The organism is Solwaraspora sp. WMMB762, assembly GCF_049179115.1.
Lineage (GTDB): Bacteria > Actinomycetota > Actinomycetes > Mycobacteriales > Micromonosporaceae > Micromonospora_E.
Genome location: NZ_JBMHMD010000001.1, coordinates 770,781 through 787,413, shown reverse-complemented (window position 1 = coordinate 787,413; position 16,633 = coordinate 770,781). Strand labels below are relative to the sequence as shown.

Genomic DNA, 16,633 nt, shown 5'->3' with positions numbered 1-16,633 from the left:
GAAGCCACCGGCTGCGCCGGTGGCGACGCGGCACGGCCGGCGGCTGCGGTCAGTGGCCGCCCTTGCCCTCGCCGAGCCGCAACGCCAGCGCCGGACACATGTTGACCGCCTTGCGGGCACCCGGTTCCAACCACACCGGCACCGGGGACGGCGGGAAGGCCGGATAGCCGTTCGCGTCGAGCCGGATGAACTCCGGAACCACGTGTGCGCACAGGCCGTGCCCGTCGCACCGGGTCCAGTCCACACTCAGTCGCTTGGTGCCGCCGGACGGCGCGTCAGCCGGCAGCGGGAGGACACCCTTGACCGGCTTGCCGCAGCCGTCGCCCTGGGCATGCGCGGCCAGATCCTCGGTGAACACCTCCAGGGCCGAGATGGCGAACCGGGACGTGCCGTCCGGATGGCTGCAGGCGCCTCGGCCCTTCACCACACTCGCCGCCGCCCGGACCATGTCGACCGCCGCGCTGCCGATGACCAGGGAGTCGACGGTGCGGGCCAGGTCCGGCAGGCCGAGCCGACAGGGCCCGCACTGCCCGGCCGACTCACCGGCGAGGTAGTGCACCACCCGGGCGACCTCGCCCATCGGACAGGTGCTGCCGCCGAGCGGGATGGTGATGCCGGCGCCGATCGTGCCACCGACCTTGGTGAAACCTTGCCGGGACACGTCGACCACGGACACCGCCTCGGGGGTGATCCACTTGCCGTGGAACCCACCGATCAGCAGCCCCGGGCCGACCGGCGCCTCGCACAGTTCCAGGATGTCCCGCAGCGGGGTCCCGGTGGGGCACTCCACCACGGCCGGACGGGCGGCGGACCCGCCGATGGTCAGCAGCACCGTCCCCGGTTCGTCGGCCAGGCCGACCGCGCCGTACTCGTAGGGGCCGAGCCGGGCGGCGATGGCGAGCTGGGAGTACGTCTCCGCGTTGGACAGCAGCGTCGGCAGACCGGACACCCCGGAGTCGCTGGCCCGGACCTTGACGCCGGGCGGGATGTGCGGCAGACCGTTGATGCCCCGGACCAGCGCCCCGCCCTCGCCGGAGATGAACCGGTGCGGGACGGTGACGATGCTGGCCGGCACCGGCATCCGCCGTTCGGCCAGCGCCGCCGACAGCGACGCGCCGCCGACGCCGTCGTCCGCGACACCGATGACGATCTCGTCGGCCTCCAGCGCGTACGCGGCCAGCGCGGCACCGTCCAGGATCAGATGCGGGGCCCGGGTGAGCAGCACCTTGTCCTTCCAGCTCGCCGGCTCCCCCTCGGTGGCGTTGACCACGACGACAACCGGCTTGTCCTGCTTGTCGGCTGACTCGAGCACCGCCTTGACCTTGCGGTGGAACGGGAAACCGGCACCGCCCCGTCCCCGTAGGTCGATCGCTTCGGCCAGCCGCATCAGGTCGTCGACCGACAGTGGTCCGACCCCGCCGTGCACCTGTTCGTGCGCCCGCAGATCGAGCCGACCGAACTCCTCGAACCCGGCGGTCAACCGGGGCGGGCCGACGGTGGCGACCGGCGGGACCGATGCCGTGCTCAATTCGCCTCTCCTCGAAGCTGCGTCCAGTACTCGTCGTCGGAGTCCTCCGCGTCCCGACGTCGCCGGGACCGCCGGCTGCCCGCGGACTCTGCCGCAGCCGCCCGCTGGGCCCGCCGGGAGGCCAGATCGACCAGCGTCGGGGTGTCGTCTGCCGGCAGGTAGTCATCCATCTCCCGGTCCACCGGAGCCGGATCGGGCTCGGCCCGGTAGCGCGCCGCCCGACCACGGGCCGGCTCGGCGGAGACCGGGCGGTCGTCGAACCGGCCACGTGGACCGGCGCCGGAGACCGGCCGGTCGTCGGCGAACCGGCTGCGGGCACCGGCGCCGGAGACCGGCCGGTCGTCGGCGTAGCGGCCCCGGGAGCCGATGGTCTCCGCCACCGAACGCCGGGGCTCGTAGCCACCGTCGTCGGCGGCCTGGCGCCGCCGACCGCCGTCCGGCTCGGCGTAGCGCCGCTGGTCCGGCTCCTCCGCGTAGCGCCGGCGGGTGCCGGCGTCGTCCTCGGCGTACCGGCCCCGGCCGGTCTCCTCCTCGGCGTAGCGACCGCGGCCGGAGTCGGACCGGCGGTACTCCCGGGAGTCCTCGGCGGCGGCCGGACGCGACCGCGGTGCGGGTCGTCCCACCTCGGGTACCCGGTACCGGTCGGCGGACCGGGTGGAGGCGCCGCGCCCGGCACCGGCCGGCGCCCACGAATCGATCATGTCCGCACCACGGTCGCCGAACGACGCGAAGCGGGCGGTCGCCGGTTCCAGGCTGATTCCGTCGTCCCGGCCGCTCCGACGGCGTGACGATCCGGACCCGGACCGGGAGTCGTCGGCCATCTTGCCGACCGGCTTCATCGAGGTGCCGGTGGCCTGCGACACGAACGGCTTCTTCTTGCCCACGCCGGTGGCGAACCGCACCAGCAGGGCGATGACCACCAGCACAAGGCAGATCACGTAGCTGAGCGTCACCCAGGTCGCCGGGGGTCGGCCGGTGCCGAGTCCGTGCATGATCCCGATCGGCCAGGCGACATAGGCACCGCTGTGCAGCGCCCGCCACAGCCACGGCGGGCCCACACCGACCCACCGGGCCCGCGCCAGACCGGTCCACATGATGGCGAACATGAGGTACGCCGCGAGGGTACCCATGCCCACGTAGATCGCCTGACCGCCGCCCAGGAACGGGATGAACGCCCCGACGGCGGAGACCGCACCGGTGGTGATCTGCGTGATGACGTGCAGCACCAGGAAGGTGATCGCCATGATCCCGGTGGTGCGGTGCGCCGACTGCAGCAGCACCCGGTGCCGGGGCAGCAGCACGATCCGGTCGGTCGCCAGCAGCCCGACCATCACCGTGATGCTGAGCGCCACCAGGGCGAAGACGCCACCGAAGAAATCCAGGAAGAAGAACGCGTAGACGTACGCGACCCGGCCTGCCGACGTGAGCATCGCCAGTGCCCAGAAGGCCGCCAGCACCGACGCCGAGAGAATCAGGACCGAAAGGCGGGACGGCTGTCGCCCGCCGGAGAGTTCGGTCCTGGGGCCGGCGGGTCGCTGGTTCTGGTTCGTCCGCGCCATCTGCTCCTCGATCTCCACTCGGTGCCATCCGCACACCCGCACCGGCCGGACTCATCCGCCCGGTCCACCGCGAGTGCCCTGCCCTTGGCTTGGCGCCGGAGAAACCGTACCGCTTCCCGGTCGTTTCGCCCGCTCCAGTGCCGTCCCTCTGCATCTACGTAGTTGAGGCGTCGACGGATGAACGGCGCCGGGATTTGATTGTGAGGTCACTGGTCTGCCGGAATCATCCCGCTACCTACCACTCAATCCACGTGCAGAAACGCGCTCACATCCACACAAAGTCACCGCGTGGTCACAAAAGATTCTAAGCCGAAATTAAGATGCCCCTCCGGCGACCGCGAGGAGGGCGGCGCCGGAGGGGCTGGTTCCCGGGTGAGCGGCGGGAACCTGTCTGTGTCGGCCGTCAGTCCTCCCGCAGTTCGCAGGTGGCGAGCTGGTCGAGGCCGGCCGGACGCTGCCCCTGCCGACCGATCGAAATCGCGATCCGCTCGATCGCCGCCGTCCGCTTACTCGCCAACGGACCAAGAATCGCGTTGTCCACGAAGTTCGGACCACCCTGACCCTGACTGCTCACCAACCGCGCGTTGGCCTCCGCAAGCTGCGTCTCCAGCGCCCGCAGATTCCGGTCCACCTCGGCCCGCGCCGCCGCCGGCACCGCCGGCAACCGGTCCACCACGCTCGGACAGACGATCGTCCCGACGCCGTCGGCGGCCGGAGCCTCGGGCGCGCCGGCCGGCGGGGTGGTCGCCGCGCCGTCGTCGACGCCGCTTCCACCGGTCTGGCCGGCGGCGACGAGTTCGCAGGTGGCGAGCTGGTCGAGGCCGGCCGGACGCTGCCCCTGCCGACCGATCGAAATCGCGATCCGCTCGATCGCCGCCGTCCGCTTACTCGCCAACGGACCAAGAATCGCGTTGTCCACGAAGTTCGGACCACCCTGACCCTGACTGCTCACCAACCGCGCGTTGGCCTCCGCAAGCTGCGTCTCCAGCGCCCGCAGATTCCGGTCCACCTCGGCCCGCGCCGCCGCCGGCACCGCCGGCAACCGGTCCACCACGCTCGGACAGACGATCACTCCCACGTCGTCTGCGGCAGAGGTGTCGGCCGCTGCGAGGCCGAGGCCGGCCCCCATGATCACAGCCGCCAGGCCGACCGTGCCGGCCACCTTCCACCGCCGGGAGTTCAACGGCGAGGGACCGACCGGGTGGTCGACCCTCCGCCGGGGAGAACGCGAGTACATGGGACTGACAACCCAACCCTTCTGGGGACAGTTGCCGGTAGCCGCGCCGCTCGATCGACGGCGTCCCGGTGGGCCGTGCGGCCCGTGTCCGGCGGCGCCCCGAGCGTGAGGCCACCAGACACTGTCGGAGGATGTTCGGTGAGGCGTCGACGGTTTCCGCCGCTGTCTCGACCATGCATACGGCGGTCCGACGGGGACGGTTCAACCCGGTCGACAGATCATCCGATCGACGGGCGCCGGGGCAACGGACCGGGTCAATGGAACCCGGGGCGACCGGACCGCGACCGGGGCGGACCACCGGGTCCGTCGCCGACGGCCGGTTTCGAAGGTGGGGCGACGCAGCCGACTCTTGCGGGAGACCGACGTTAAGGCGCGCCGCCCCGCCGACACACACTACTCGCGCACCCTGCGAAAAGGATTACTGGACGCGCTGTAGCGGACTAGCAATTGCTTGGTTCGACAGTCGGTACGGCACCCCGTTGCTGAGTCGCGACTCAGCGCAGCCGATCCGGCACCAACCGCACCGACACCGGACCTGCCAGCGCCGGCACGGGCGCGTCGGGACCGCCGACCGGCGCCCACGGTGCCAGAATACGACGGGTGACGACATCTGCTGCCGGGCCGGAGATCAGCGACGCGCTGCGCGACTTCTGGCGCGAACGGCACCTGTGCACGCTGACCACGCTGCGCCCGGATGCAAGCCCGCACGTGGTTCCGGTCGGAGTGACCTTCGATCCGGACAGCGGCGTCGCCCGGGTGATCACCTCCACCCGGTCCCGCAAGGCCGCACACGTGCGGGCCGCCGGCGCGACCGGGGCCCGGGTGGCCGTCTGCCAGGTCGACGGCAAGCGATGGTCGACGCTGGAAGGCCTGGCCCGGCTCCACGACGATCCGCCGACGGTCCGTGACGCGGAACAGCGCTACGCCCTGCGGTACCGGGTACCGCGCCCCAACCCGGAGCGGGTGGTGCTGGTCATCACGGTCACCCGCCGGCTCGGCAACGTCTGATCCGGGCGACGTCACGCGGATCACCGCCGACGGGGTGGCCATGTCGAGCAACGCGGCGAACCGATACCGTCGGACGATGCCCCCCAGATCCGGACCGGCTGTGGTCACCGTCGTCGGTATCGGCGCCGACGGATGGGACGGGCTGTCCGGCGCCGGCCGGTCGGCGCTGCGCGCCGCGACCGCGCTGCTGGGCAGCCGCCGGCAGATCGAGCTGATCCCACCGCCCGAACGGCCGGCGGCCACCGGCACCTGGCCCACCCCGCTGCTCGCCCACCTGCCCCGGCTGCTCGACGAACACCGCGGGCAGCACCTCGCGGTGCTGGCCAGTGGCGACCCGATGCACTACGGCATCGGCGGCACCCTGGTCCGGCTACTCGGCCCCGACCGGGTACGGGCGGTGCCCCACCCGTCGGTGGTCTCGTTGGCCTGCGCCCGGCTCGGCTGGCCGGTCGAGGAGGTCGACGTGGTCAGCGCCGTCGGCCGCCCGGTACAGCTGCTGCACCCGCTGATCCACCCCGGGCGTCGGCTGCTGGTGCTCAGCGCCGGCACGACCACCCCAGGTGAGGTGGCCGGCCTGCTCACCGCCCGGGGCTACGGACCCAGCCCGCTGACCGTACTGGAACAACTCGGCGGCGTCCGGGAACAGCTGCGGACGGCCACCGCCCAGGACTGGGGCGGCCTCGATGTCGACCCGCTCAACGTCGTCGCGGTGGACTGCCGGGCCGAGCCGGGCACCCCGCCGCTGCCCCGGGTGCCAGGGCTGCCCGACGACGTCTACCAGCACGACGGCCAGCTGACCAAACGGGAGATCCGGGCGGTCACGCTGGCCCGGCTGGGTCCCCTGCCCGGGCAGCTGCTCTGGGACATCGGGGCCGGATCGGGCAGCATCGCCATCGAGTGGTCCCGTGCCCATCCGCAGTGCCGGGCCGTCGCCGTGGAGCACGACCCACGGCGGGCTGAACGGATCGCGGCGAACGCGGCGACACTCGGCGTACCGGGCATCACGGTGGTCGCCGCGGCCGCCCCGCAGGCACTGGTCGGTCTCGACCCTCCGGACGCGGTCTTCGTCGGCGGCGGGGTCACCACCACCGGGCTGCTGGACGCCGCCTGGTCGGCGCTTCGGCCCGGCGGCCGGCTGGTGGCCAACGCGGTGACCATGGAGTCCGAGGTGCTCCTCGCGGACTGGTATGCCCGCCACGGCGGCGACCTGACCCGGATCGCGATCAGTCGGGCAGCGCCGGTCGGCGGCTTCACCGGCTGGCGGCCGGCGATGCCGGTCACCCAGTGGGTGGTGCACCGCCGGTGACCGTCCACTTCGTCGGGGCCGGCCCCGGTGCCGCCGACCTGATCACCATCCGTGGCCGCGAGGTCATCGCGACCAGCCCGGTCTGTCTGTACGCCGGCAGTCTGGTCCCGATCGAGCTGCTCGCCCACTGCCCGCCCGGGGCCCGGCTGGTCGACACCGCCCGGCTGACCCTGGACGAGATCGTCGCAGAGATGGTCGACGCGCACGCCGCCGGGCACGACGTCGCCCGGCTGCACTCCGGCGACCCCTCGCTGTTCAGCGCCGTCGCCGAGCAGATCCGTCGGTTGGACGCCGCCGGGGTGCCGTACCAGATCGTGCCCGGCGTGCCCGCGTTCGCCGCGGCCGCCGCCGCGCTCGGCCGGGAACTGACCGTGCCGGAGGTCGGCCAGACGGTGATCCTGACCCGGGTGTCCGCCAGCTCCACCGCCATGCCGCCGGGCGAGGACCTGGCCACCCTCGGTGCCAGCCGGGCCACCCTGGTGCTGCACCTGGCCGTGCAGCGCATCGACGAGGTGGTGGCCGACCTGCTGCCGCACTACGGCGCGGACTGTCCGGTGGCGGTGGTGGCTCGGGCCAGCCGGCCCGACGAGGTGGCGCTGCGGGGCACGCTGGCCGACATCGCCGGCGCCGTACACGCCGCCGGCATCGTCCGTACCGCCGTGATCGTCGTCGGCGCGGTGCTCGGCGCGGCAGGTTTCCCCGACAGCCATCTGTACAGCGCCGACCGGTGCCGGCAATGACCGGTGACCGCACCGGCTCCAGCCCGGGCGGCGGGCCACGGGTGCTCATTCTCGGCGGCACCACCCAGGCCCGTCAGCTCGCCGCCGCGCTGTCGACCGATCCGCCGGCGCGGGTGGTGACCTCGCTGGCCGGCCGGGTGGCCCGGCCTCGGCTGCCGCACGGCGAGACCCGCATCGGTGGCTTCGGTGGACCGGACGGGCTGGCCCGCTGGCTACGGGACGAACGCATCGGCGCGGTGGTGGACGCCACCCACCCGTTCGCGAACCGGATCTCCACCTCGGCGGTGACCGCCTGTGCCCAGACCGGCACACCGCTGCTGGTGCTGCGCCGGCCGGGCTGGACGGCCGGACCGGGCGACGTCTGGCACCGGGTGCCGGACCTGACCGCTGCCGCCGCCACGCTGCCCGCACTGGGCAGCCGGGCGATGCTGACCACCGGCCGGCAGAGCCTGGCCGCATTCGCGCCGCTGAGTGGCGTCTTCTTCCTGATCCGGACGGTGGACCCGCCGCAGCCGCCGCTGCCCGCCGACCGGGTGCTGCTGCTCGATCGTGGGCCGTACACCGTGGACGGCGAACGGACGCTGATGCGCACGCACGCCATCGACGTGCTGGTCACCAAGGACAGCGGCGGCGACGAGACGTACGCCAAGCTCGTCGCCGCCCGCGAGCTCGGACTGCCGGTGCTGATGGTCGACCGGGCCGCCGCGCCACCCGCACCGACGGTCAGCGATGTCAACGCCGCCGTGACCTGGCTGGCCGGGCTCGGCGCGGCGGCAGGTGCTCAGCCCGGGTAGTGCCGTGGCGTGAAGACCACCGGCGCCGCGTCCCGGCCGTGGTTGACCTGGGTCGCTGACGAACCGACGATCAACAGGGTCCGCATGTCCACCGTGGCCGGGTCCAGATCGGCCAGCGCCACCACGTCGACGCGTTCGCCGGGGCCGCCGATGTCGCGGCCCGCCACCACCGGGGTCTGCGCCGACCGGTGCTCCAGCAGCAGATCCCGCGCCCGGGCCAACTGCCAGGTCCGGCTGCGCGACGCGGGGTTGTAGATCGCGATAACCAGGTCGGCGCGGGCGGCGGCGAGCAGCCTCCGCTCGATCACCGGCCAGGGTTTGAGCCGATCCGACAACGACAGCACGCAGTAGTCGTGCCCGAGCGGTGCCCCCACCCGGCTGGCCACCGCCTGGGCGGCGGTCACCCCGGGCAGCACCCGGACCGGCACGTCCTTCCAGCGGGGCTCGGCGGCGACCTCCAGCACCGCCGTGGCCATCGCGAACACCCCGGGGTCGCCGGAGGAGACCACCGCGACCCGGGCTCCGTCGGCCGCCAGCCGAAGCGCGTGCGCGGCCCGCTGCGCCTCCACCTGGTTGTCCGACGGATGCCGGCGTTGCCGGGGGTTGGCCGGCACCCGGTCCAGGTACGGTCCGTACCCGACCAGGTCGTCGGCGGCCGCGAGAGCGGCCTGGGCCTGCGGGGTGATCCAGTCCCGGCCGGCCGGTCCGAGGCCGACCACCACCACCTCTCCCCGGCCGGACCGGGCGTTGTCGGCGGCGCTCGCCGCGACGGTGCCACCGCGACGGCTGGCCAGCAACGCCAGGGAGAAGTACGGCACCGTCGCCGGGTCGACGTCGGCCAGCGGCTCGACGCGTTCCCCCCCGGTGCTGGCCCGTTCGACGTACCACGCGTCGTCGAGCCGGCCGGCGGCGGTCAGCGCGTCGCGTACCGCCGGGAAGGTCCGGCCCAGCTTGAGCACGGCGGCGGCGTCGGTCTCGGCCAGCCGTCTAGTCAGCTCCGCCCCGGACAGGGTGCCGGGCAGGACGGTGAGCACCTCGTCGGCCTCGACCAACGGCCGGCCGAGTGCGGCGGCGGCACCGCTCATCGAGGTGACGCCGGGCACCACCTCGGTCGGGTACCGGTCGGCCAGCCGCTTGTGCAGGTGCATGTAGGAGCCGTAGAACAGCGGGTCGCCCTCGGCGAGCACGACCACGGTCCGACCAGCGTCGAGATGGGCGGCGAGCCGCCGCGCGCAGTCGGCGTAGAACTCGTCCATCGCCGCCCGGTAGCCGCCGGGATGGGTGCTGCGCTCGGTGGTCACCGGGTAGACCAACGCCTCCTCGATCTGTCCCGCGCGCAGGTACGGCTCGGCGATGGACCGGGCGACGCTGCGACCGTGCCGGGCACTATGGTGCACGATCACGTCAGCCGCAGCGATCAGCCGGGCCGCCTTCACGGTAACCAGTTCCGGGTCACCCGGGCCGAGCCCGACGCCGTAGAGCTGACCCGGTCCGCCGCGACGCGCGTTCAACGCCCCACCTGTCCCTCGTCGTCGTTGGCGATCGCGTTGAGTGCGGCGGCGGCCATCGCGCTGCCACCGCGTCGTCCCCGGACCACCAGGTGTTCCAGTCCACCATGGTCGATCAAAGCCTGCTTGGACTCGGCGGCGCCGATGAAACCGACCGGTACGCCGAGCACCGCCGACGGCCGGCCGGCACCGGCGTCGACCAGCTCCAACAGCCGGAACAGCGCGGTCGGTGCGTTGCCGACGGCGACCACCGCGCCGTCGAGGCGGTCGACCCACAGCTCGACGGCCGCGGCGCTGCGAGTGGTGCCCAGCCGGTCGGCCAGCTCGGGCACCCGGGGGTCGGACAGGGCGCACAGCACCGGGTTGTCGGCCGGCAGCCGGCGCCGGGTGATGCCGGCGGCGACCATCGTGGCGTCGCAGAGGATCGGCGCGCCGGCCCGCAACGCGCCCTGGGCGGCAGCCACCACCTGCGGCGAGAAGACCAGGTCGTCGACCAGGTCGACCATTCCGCAGGAGTGGATCATCCGCACCGCGACCCGGGCCTGCTCGGCGGTGAGTCGGCTCAGGTCGGCCTCGGCACGGATGGTGGCGAACGACTGCCGGTAGATCTCTGCCGCGTCGCGGATATGGTCCATCATTGCTCCTCACGTGCGGTCTGGACGGCCGCACCAAGGGCGGCCCCGGTCGGGAGGCGGATGCTGGTCCGGTCGGGGGCGTCGATCTGGTACCCGTCACCGGTGGCGGTCACCCGGACCATCGGACCGGCCGGACTGCCGCAGCCACGCTCACAGCCGATCCAGTGCACCGGAAGGCGGTGACGACGCCCCGGTGCTGGCACACCGCCGGTCGGGGCCGGCCGCCCGGTGTGCGTCGCTGCCGCGTCGGCGCGCACGTCGGCCCGGGACCGGGCACAGCCCGGCAGCCCGGCGCAGGCGGTCACTCCGAGCCACGGCGAGTCGGGGTCGGTAACCAGCCCGGCGCGGGTGAGCCGGTCCGCCCAACCGGCGGGGTCGGTGACCCGGGGCAGCACCACCCCCCGCCACGGCGTGATCCTCAGCTGCGGCGACGCGGCCGCGAGCAGGTCGACCTGGTCGACTGTCAAGCGTCCCAACGGGACCGCCACGACGAGGGCGAAGTCGCCGTCGGGACGGTGCCGCACCCCGACCTGCGCGACGGGGCCGCCGGCCGGCGTCAGTGGTTGCCACCGCCGCGCGGTACGCCGTACCCCGGGTGCGGTGCCGGCCCGGATCACGACGCGGTCCAGCGCTGCCGGAGTCAGGTCATCGAGGCGCCACGCGCTGCCGGCCGCTGCGTCCGGATCGTCCAGGAAGGCACGGGCGGCGGCGACCGCGACCCGTACCGCGTCGGCGGGCCGGGCCCGCAGCCCGTGGTCGGCACCGGCGAGCAGCACGGTCACCTCGTCGTCCGGTCCGGGCAGCAGACCGACGTCGGCTCGGGCCGCGACGGTGTCGCCTCGGCCATCGTCGATGGCGAAGAGGAACCGCCCGGAGAGCCGGGCCAGGTCCGGCTCCGCGCAGATCGCCGCGTCGAGGGCGCGGACCTGCGCCCCGACGTCCCAGGCCGCCGGGGTGTCGATGTCGGCGAGGGCGGAGCCGAGGATATTGCGGACCCGTTCGTGCGCGGTCGACGGTAGCAGCCCGGCCGTACGCAGCCGGGCGGCGAGCGGTCCGGTGGCGGCGGCCGCGACCGCGCGCACCTGGACGTTTGCCCGGCTGGTCAGTTCGAGATGTCCATCACCGTGGTCGCGGGCGACGGCGGCCAGCAGCCGCAGCTGGGCGGCGGTGAGCAGCCCTCCGGGGCAGCGGATCCTGGCCAGCAGGCCGTCGGCGGCCGGGTGCAGTTGCACGGCACCGGGGCAGGCATCGGGTGCGCCCCGGGCGGGCGGCGATGGCAAGGCGGGCACCCGGCGGATACTACGGGTCGTCCCCGGACGGCGGCCGCCGCACAGCGAATACATCACACCTTGACGAAACGTCCGCCGGTCGTGACAGTGTTCGGTAGCCAGACGCGGCGACAAGCGGAGGAAGTCCGGTGTGAATCCGGTGCGGTCCCGCCACTGTCACCGGGGAGCAGACCCCACCGACGGCCACGGTCCCCTCAGTCGGGTGCCGGAAGGCCGGGGCGAGCGTTGATCCGGGAGCCAGGAGACTCCGGTCGCCGCGACCGACGACCCGGGGCGCGGACCCCGAGGGAGGACCGGGCGTCCGATGATGCTACTTTTGTCCACTTCAGATACTGATCTGTTGAGTGGACGGGCCAGCGGTGCCGACTGGCGCCTGGCAAACCCGACCCGGCTGTCGGTCGACGACCTTCCGCAGCTGCTGTCCGGCGTCGACCTCGTGGTGGTCCGGCTGCTCGGCGGCCGCCGGGCCTGGCCGGACGGGATGGACGCACTGCTGGCCGACGGCCGCCCCGTGGTGGTGCTCAGCGGTGAGCAGGCACCCGACGCCGCCCTGATGGAGCTCTCCACCGTACCGGCCGGGGTGGCCGCCGAGGCGCACGCCTACCTGGCCCACGGCGGCCCACCGAACCTCGCCGAGCTGCACCGGTTCCTGTCCGACACGGTGCTGCTCACCGGGCACGGCTTCGCCGCGCCGCAGCCGGCTCCGGAGTGGGGCGTACTGGAGCGCACGAGCGTGCCGGCGGCACCGGGGCGGCCGACCGTGGCGGTGCTCTACTACCGGGCCCACCACCTGGCCGGCAACACCGGCTTCGTGCACGCGCTGTGCGACGCGGTCGACGCCGCCGGCGGTCGGGCAGTGCCGGTCTACTGCTCGTCGCTGCGCTCGGCCGACCCGCAGCTGCTGGCCACCCTGCGCCAGGCCGACGCCCTGGTGGTGACGGTGCTGGCCGCCGGCGGGACCAGACCGGCGACCGCCGGCGCCGGGGGCGACGACGACGCCTGGGACGTCGGCGCCCTCGCCGAGCTGGACGTGCCGATCCTGCAGGGGCTCTGCCTGACCAGCTCGCGGCAGACCTGGGCGGCCAGCGACGACGGACTGTCCCCGTTGGACGCGGCCACCCAGGTGGCCATCCCCGAGTTCGACGGCCGGCTGATCACCGTGCCGTTCTCGTTCAAGGAGATCGACGCCGACGGGCTGTCGGTCTACGTCGCCGACCCCGAGCGGGCCGCCCGGGTCGCCGGGATCGCGGTCCGCCACGGCGCGCTGCGGCACATCGCGGCGGGCGACAAACGGATCGCGGTGCTGCTGTCGGCGTACCCGACCAAGCACGCCCGGATCGGCAACGCGGTCGGCCTGGACACCCCCGCCAGCGTGCTGGCGCTGCTGCGGACGTTGCGCGAGGCCGGCTACGACGTCGGGCCGCCGGACGGTCCGGACGCGGTCCCCGGCCTGGCCGACGGCGACGGCGACGCGTTGATGCACGCGCTGATCGCCGCCGGCGGGCAGGATCCGGACTGGCTGACCGAGGATCAGCTGGCCGGCAACCCGGTGCGGATCCCGGCCGCCGACTACCGCCGCTGGTACGCGGAGTTCCCGGCCGAGCTGCGCGAACAGGTAGAACGGCACTGGGGTCCGCCACCGGGCGAGCTGTACGTGGACACCTCCCGCGACCCCGACGGCGAGATCGTGCTCGCCGCGCTGCGCGCCGGCAACATCGTGCTGCTGGTGCAGCCGCCGCGCGGCTTCGGGGCCAACCCGGTGGCCATCTACCACGACCCGGACCTGCCGCCGAGTCACCACTATTTGGCCGCGTACCGGTGGCTGGAGCACGGCTTCGGCGCGCACGCCGTGGTGCACGTCGGCAAGCACGGCAACCTGGAGTGGCTACCGGGCAAGACGGTCGGGCTCAGCGCCGGCTGCGGGCCGGACGCCGCCCTCGGCGACCTGCCGCTGATCTACCCGTTCCTGGTCAACGACCCCGGTGAGGGCACCCAGGCCAAACGCCGGGCGCACGCCACCCTGATCGACCACCTGGTGCCGCCGATGGCCCGGGCGGAGAGCTACGGCGACATCGCCCGGCTGGAGCAACTGCTCGACGAGCATGCAAACATCGCCGCCCTGGACCCGGCGAAACTGCCGGCGATCCGGGCGCAGATCTGGACCCTGATCCAGGCCGCCCGGCTCGACCACGACCTCGGTCTGGACGACCGGCCGCACGACGCCGAGTTCGACGACTTCCTGCTGCACGTCGACGGCTGGCTCTGCGAGGTCAAGGACGTGCAGATCCGCGACGGGCTGCACGTGCTCGGCTCGGCACCGGTCGGCGCGGCCCGGGTCGACCTGGTGCTGGCGATGCTGCGGGCCCGCCAGATGTGGGCCGGGCAGGTGGCCGCGCTGCCCGGCCTGCGGGAGGCGCTGGGCCTGGACGAGTCCGGCACCGACCGCGATGGCACCGACGCGGCCGAGGCGGTCGCCCGGGAACTGGTGGTCGCGATGGAGGAGCACGGTTGGCGACCGGACGCCGCCGCCGAGGTCACCACGCGCGTGCTCGGCGGTGGCGACGACGGGCGGGCCACGCTGGTCACCCGGATTCTGGAGTTCGCGGCGACCGAGGTGGTGCCCCGGCTGGCCCGCACCACCGACGAGCTGGCCCACGTCGTGCACGCCCTGGCCGGCGGGTACGTGCCGGCCGGGCCGAGCGGGTCACCGTTGCGCGGGCTGATCAATGTGCTCCCGACCGGGCGCAACTTCTACTCGGTGGATCCGAAGGCGGTGCCGAGCCGGCTGGCCTGGGAGACCGGTCAGGCGATGGCGGAGTCGCTGCTGGCCCGCTACCGGGCCGACACCGGCGACTGGCCCCGTTCGGTGGGACTGTCGGTGTGGGGCACGTCGGCGATGCGTACCGCCGGAGACGACATCGCCGAGGTGCTGGCGCTGCTCGGCGTACGGCCGGTGTGGGACGAGGCGTCGCGGCGGGTGACCGGCGTCACGGTGGTCCCGACCGAGGAGCTGGGCCGGCCCCGCATCGACGTGACGGTACGGATCTCGGGTTTCTTCCGCGACGCGTTCCCGCATGTGGTGGCCATGTTGGACGACGCGGTCCGGCTGGTCGCCGCGCTCGACGAGCCCGACGAGGTGAACTTCGTCGCCGCGCACGCCCGCGCCGACCTGGCCGCCCACGGCGACACCCGGCGGGCCACCATGCGGATCTTCGGCTCCAAGCCGGGGACGTACGGTGCCGGGCTGCTGCAGCTGATCGACAGCCGCAACTGGCGCGACGACGCCGACCTGGCCGAGGTTTACGCGGTGTGGGGCGGCTACGCCTACGGCCGGGACCTCGACGGCGCGCCGGCCCGCGACCAGATGGAGTCGGCGTACCGGCGGATCGCGGTGGCGGCGAAGAACATCGACACCCGCGAACACGACATCGCCGACTCCGACGACTACTTCCAGTACCACGGCGGGATGATCGCCACCGTCCGGGCGTTGACCGGGTCGGCCCCGGCGGCCTACGTCGGTGACAGCACCCGGCCGGAGGCGGTGCGCACCCGCGCGCTGCACGAGGAGACCGCCCGGATCTTCCGGGCCCGGGTGGTGAACCCGCGCTGGCTGGCGGCGATGCGCCGGCACGGCTACAAGGGGGCGTTCGAGCTGGCCGCCACGGTCGACTACCTGTTCGGCTACGACGCCACCGCCGGGGTGGTGGCCGACTGGATGTACGACAAGCTGGCCGAGACGTACGTGCTCGACGAGGTCAACCAGCGGTTCCTGACCGAGTCGAACCCGTGGGCGCTGCACGGGATCACCGAGCGGCTGCTGGAGGCGGCCGACCGCAAGCTCTGGGAATATCCCGACCCGGCGGTGCTCGACGGGCTGCGGGAGGTGTTCCTGCGTACCGAGGGCGACCTGGAGGACCGCGCCGGTTGACCTGGACGGTGCGGTGCGGTCGGCCGGGCGCGCCGGCGGTGCCGCGCGTAAGGTCGAGGCATGAGTGCGGCGGCGTCGGGGAGCATCCGATACGACGGGACGACGGTCGCCGGCGCGCAGCCGGAGAGCGTGCTGCTACCCGGCCACGACGTGCCGCTGGGCCGCTACACGACGGTCCGGCGGCTGCTGCCGCAGCGACCCCGGCGCATGGTCGGTGCCTGGTGTTTCGTCGACCACTTCGGGCCCGACGATGTGGCCGGGCGGCCCGGCATGCAGATTCCGCCGCACCCGCACACCGGGCTGCAGACGGTGACCTGGCTGGTCGACGGTGAGATTCTGCACCGGGACAGCCTGGGCAGCGTGCAGTCGATCGTGCCGGGACAGCTCAACCTGATGACCGCCGGGCACGGCATCGCCCACTCGGAGCAGTCGCCGCCGGCCCATCCGCCGGTGATGCACGGCCTGCAACTGTGGGTGGCGTTGCCCGAGTCGGCCAGGCACGGCGAGCCTCGGTTCGAGCATCATGCCGCGTTGCCGCAGGTGGGTGCCGGTGACGCGCAGATCACCGTGGTGGTCGGCGAGTACGCCGGCGTCCGGTCCCCGGCCGAGATGGCGAGCCCGATCGTCGGAGCACAGGTCGACATCGACACCGATGCGCCCGTCGCGCTGACGCTGCGCGACGATTTCGAGTATGCCCTGCTGACGATGTCCGGCACGGCCCGGGTCGACGGGATGGAGCTGGCCCCGGGCGGGCTGCTCTACCTGGGCGAGGGCCGGTCGGCCACGACGGTGACCACCGACGGCCCGGCCCGGCTGTTCCTGCTCGGCGGGGAGCCGTTCGACGAGCCGCTCGTGATGTGGTGGAACTTCGTCGCCCGCAGCCACGAGGAGCTGGTCGCCGCCCGCGACGGCTGGGCGGCCGGCAGGCGGTTCGGCACGGTGACCGGCTGCGTCGACGCCCCGCTGCCGGCGCCGGAAATGCCGATCACCCGGATCAAGGCCCGCGACCGGCACGGCCGTACCGTCGGCTGACCGTCGCACGATCGGTCGACTTCGTCGATGTATCGAAATTCTTCGTTCACAATCTTTACTGTTAACTAT

The 16,633-nt window shown here is 73.4% G+C and carries 12 protein-coding genes and 1 riboswitch; of the genes, 6 read left to right on the top strand and 6 right to left on the bottom strand.

Annotated features, from left to right (window positions below; genetic code table 11):
- Nucleotides 1-49: 49 nt before the first annotated feature.
- The 3 genes from ACN27J_RS03745 to ACN27J_RS03735 form a co-directional block, all read right to left on the bottom strand.
- Nucleotides 50-1,528 (bottom strand): NADH-ubiquinone oxidoreductase-F iron-sulfur binding region domain-containing protein, encoded by a 1,479-nt coding sequence (locus ACN27J_RS03745; RefSeq protein WP_421363579.1) that lies wholly within the window; start codon nucleotides 1,526-1,528, stop codon nucleotides 50-52.
- A complete protein-coding gene (locus ACN27J_RS03740; protein ID WP_421363576.1) occupies nucleotides 1,525-3,105 on the bottom strand; it encodes a hypothetical protein in 1,581 nt (526 codons plus the stop codon). The genes ACN27J_RS03745 and ACN27J_RS03740 overlap by 4 nt, the downstream gene beginning before the upstream one ends.
- 385 nt (nucleotides 3,106-3,490) lie before the next feature.
- Complete coding sequence (locus ACN27J_RS03735; protein ID WP_421363574.1) at nucleotides 3,491-4,324, bottom strand: hypothetical protein; 834 nt, start codon at nucleotides 4,322-4,324, stop codon at nucleotides 3,491-3,493.
- A 600-nt stretch (nucleotides 4,325-4,924) separates the two neighbouring features.
- Here ACN27J_RS03735 and ACN27J_RS03730 point away from each other — a divergent pair.
- From ACN27J_RS03730 to ACN27J_RS03715, 4 genes are all read left to right on the top strand, one after another.
- Nucleotides 4,925-5,332, top strand: a complete 408-nt coding sequence (locus ACN27J_RS03730; protein ID WP_421363573.1) for a pyridoxamine 5'-phosphate oxidase family protein — start codon at nucleotides 4,925-4,927, stop codon at nucleotides 5,330-5,332.
- A 76-nt stretch (nucleotides 5,333-5,408) separates the two neighbouring features.
- Entirely contained in the window at nucleotides 5,409-6,638 is a 1,230-nt protein-coding gene (gene cbiE, locus ACN27J_RS03725; RefSeq protein ID WP_421363571.1) for a precorrin-6y C5,15-methyltransferase (decarboxylating) subunit CbiE, read from the top strand.
- On the top strand, nucleotides 6,635-7,378 hold the full coding sequence (cobM, locus tag ACN27J_RS03720) for a precorrin-4 C(11)-methyltransferase (protein ID WP_421363568.1): 744 nt from the start codon (nucleotides 6,635-6,637) through the stop codon (nucleotides 7,376-7,378). The genes cbiE and cobM overlap by 4 nt, the downstream gene beginning before the upstream one ends.
- A complete protein-coding gene (locus ACN27J_RS03715; protein ID WP_421363567.1) occupies nucleotides 7,375-8,172 on the top strand; it encodes a cobalt-precorrin-6A reductase in 798 nt (265 codons plus the stop codon). Before cobM ends, ACN27J_RS03715 begins: the two co-directional genes overlap by 4 nt.
- Here ACN27J_RS03715 and ACN27J_RS03710 read toward each other — a convergent pair.
- Genes ACN27J_RS03710 through ACN27J_RS03700 form a run of 3 tightly spaced genes read right to left on the bottom strand, consistent with a single transcriptional unit; the run spans nucleotide 8,160 to nucleotide 11,604 of the window.
- Nucleotides 8,160-9,683: a precorrin-2 C(20)-methyltransferase gene (locus tag ACN27J_RS03710; RefSeq protein ID WP_421363565.1), complete on the bottom strand. Its 1,524-nt coding sequence runs from the start codon at nucleotides 9,681-9,683 to the stop codon at nucleotides 8,160-8,162. The two genes, ACN27J_RS03715 and ACN27J_RS03710, sit on opposite strands and share 13 nt — an antisense overlap.
- A complete protein-coding gene (locus tag ACN27J_RS03705; RefSeq protein ID WP_421363563.1) occupies nucleotides 9,680-10,318 on the bottom strand; it encodes a precorrin-8X methylmutase in 639 nt (212 codons plus the stop codon). The genes ACN27J_RS03710 and ACN27J_RS03705 overlap by 4 nt, the downstream gene beginning before the upstream one ends.
- A complete protein-coding gene (locus ACN27J_RS03700; RefSeq protein ID WP_421363561.1) occupies nucleotides 10,315-11,604 on the bottom strand; it encodes a precorrin-3B synthase in 1,290 nt (429 codons plus the stop codon). The genes ACN27J_RS03705 and ACN27J_RS03700 overlap by 4 nt, the downstream gene beginning before the upstream one ends.
- Nucleotides 11,605-11,721: 117 nt before the next feature.
- Nucleotides 11,722-11,852, top strand: a riboswitch (cobalamin riboswitch).
- A 56-nt stretch (nucleotides 11,853-11,908) separates the two neighbouring features.
- On the opposite strand from ACN27J_RS03700, the gene cobN reads away from it, so the two are divergent.
- Together cobN and ACN27J_RS03690 are read left to right on the top strand one after the other, a co-directional pair.
- Complete coding sequence (cobN, locus tag ACN27J_RS03695; protein ID WP_421363558.1) at nucleotides 11,909-15,532, top strand: cobaltochelatase subunit CobN; 3,624 nt, start codon at nucleotides 11,909-11,911, stop codon at nucleotides 15,530-15,532.
- A gap of 60 nt (nucleotides 15,533-15,592) precedes the next feature.
- Complete coding sequence (locus ACN27J_RS03690) at nucleotides 15,593-16,564, top strand: pirin family protein (protein ID WP_421363556.1); 972 nt, start codon at nucleotides 15,593-15,595, stop codon at nucleotides 16,562-16,564.
- Nucleotides 16,565-16,633 lie beyond the last annotated feature (69 nt).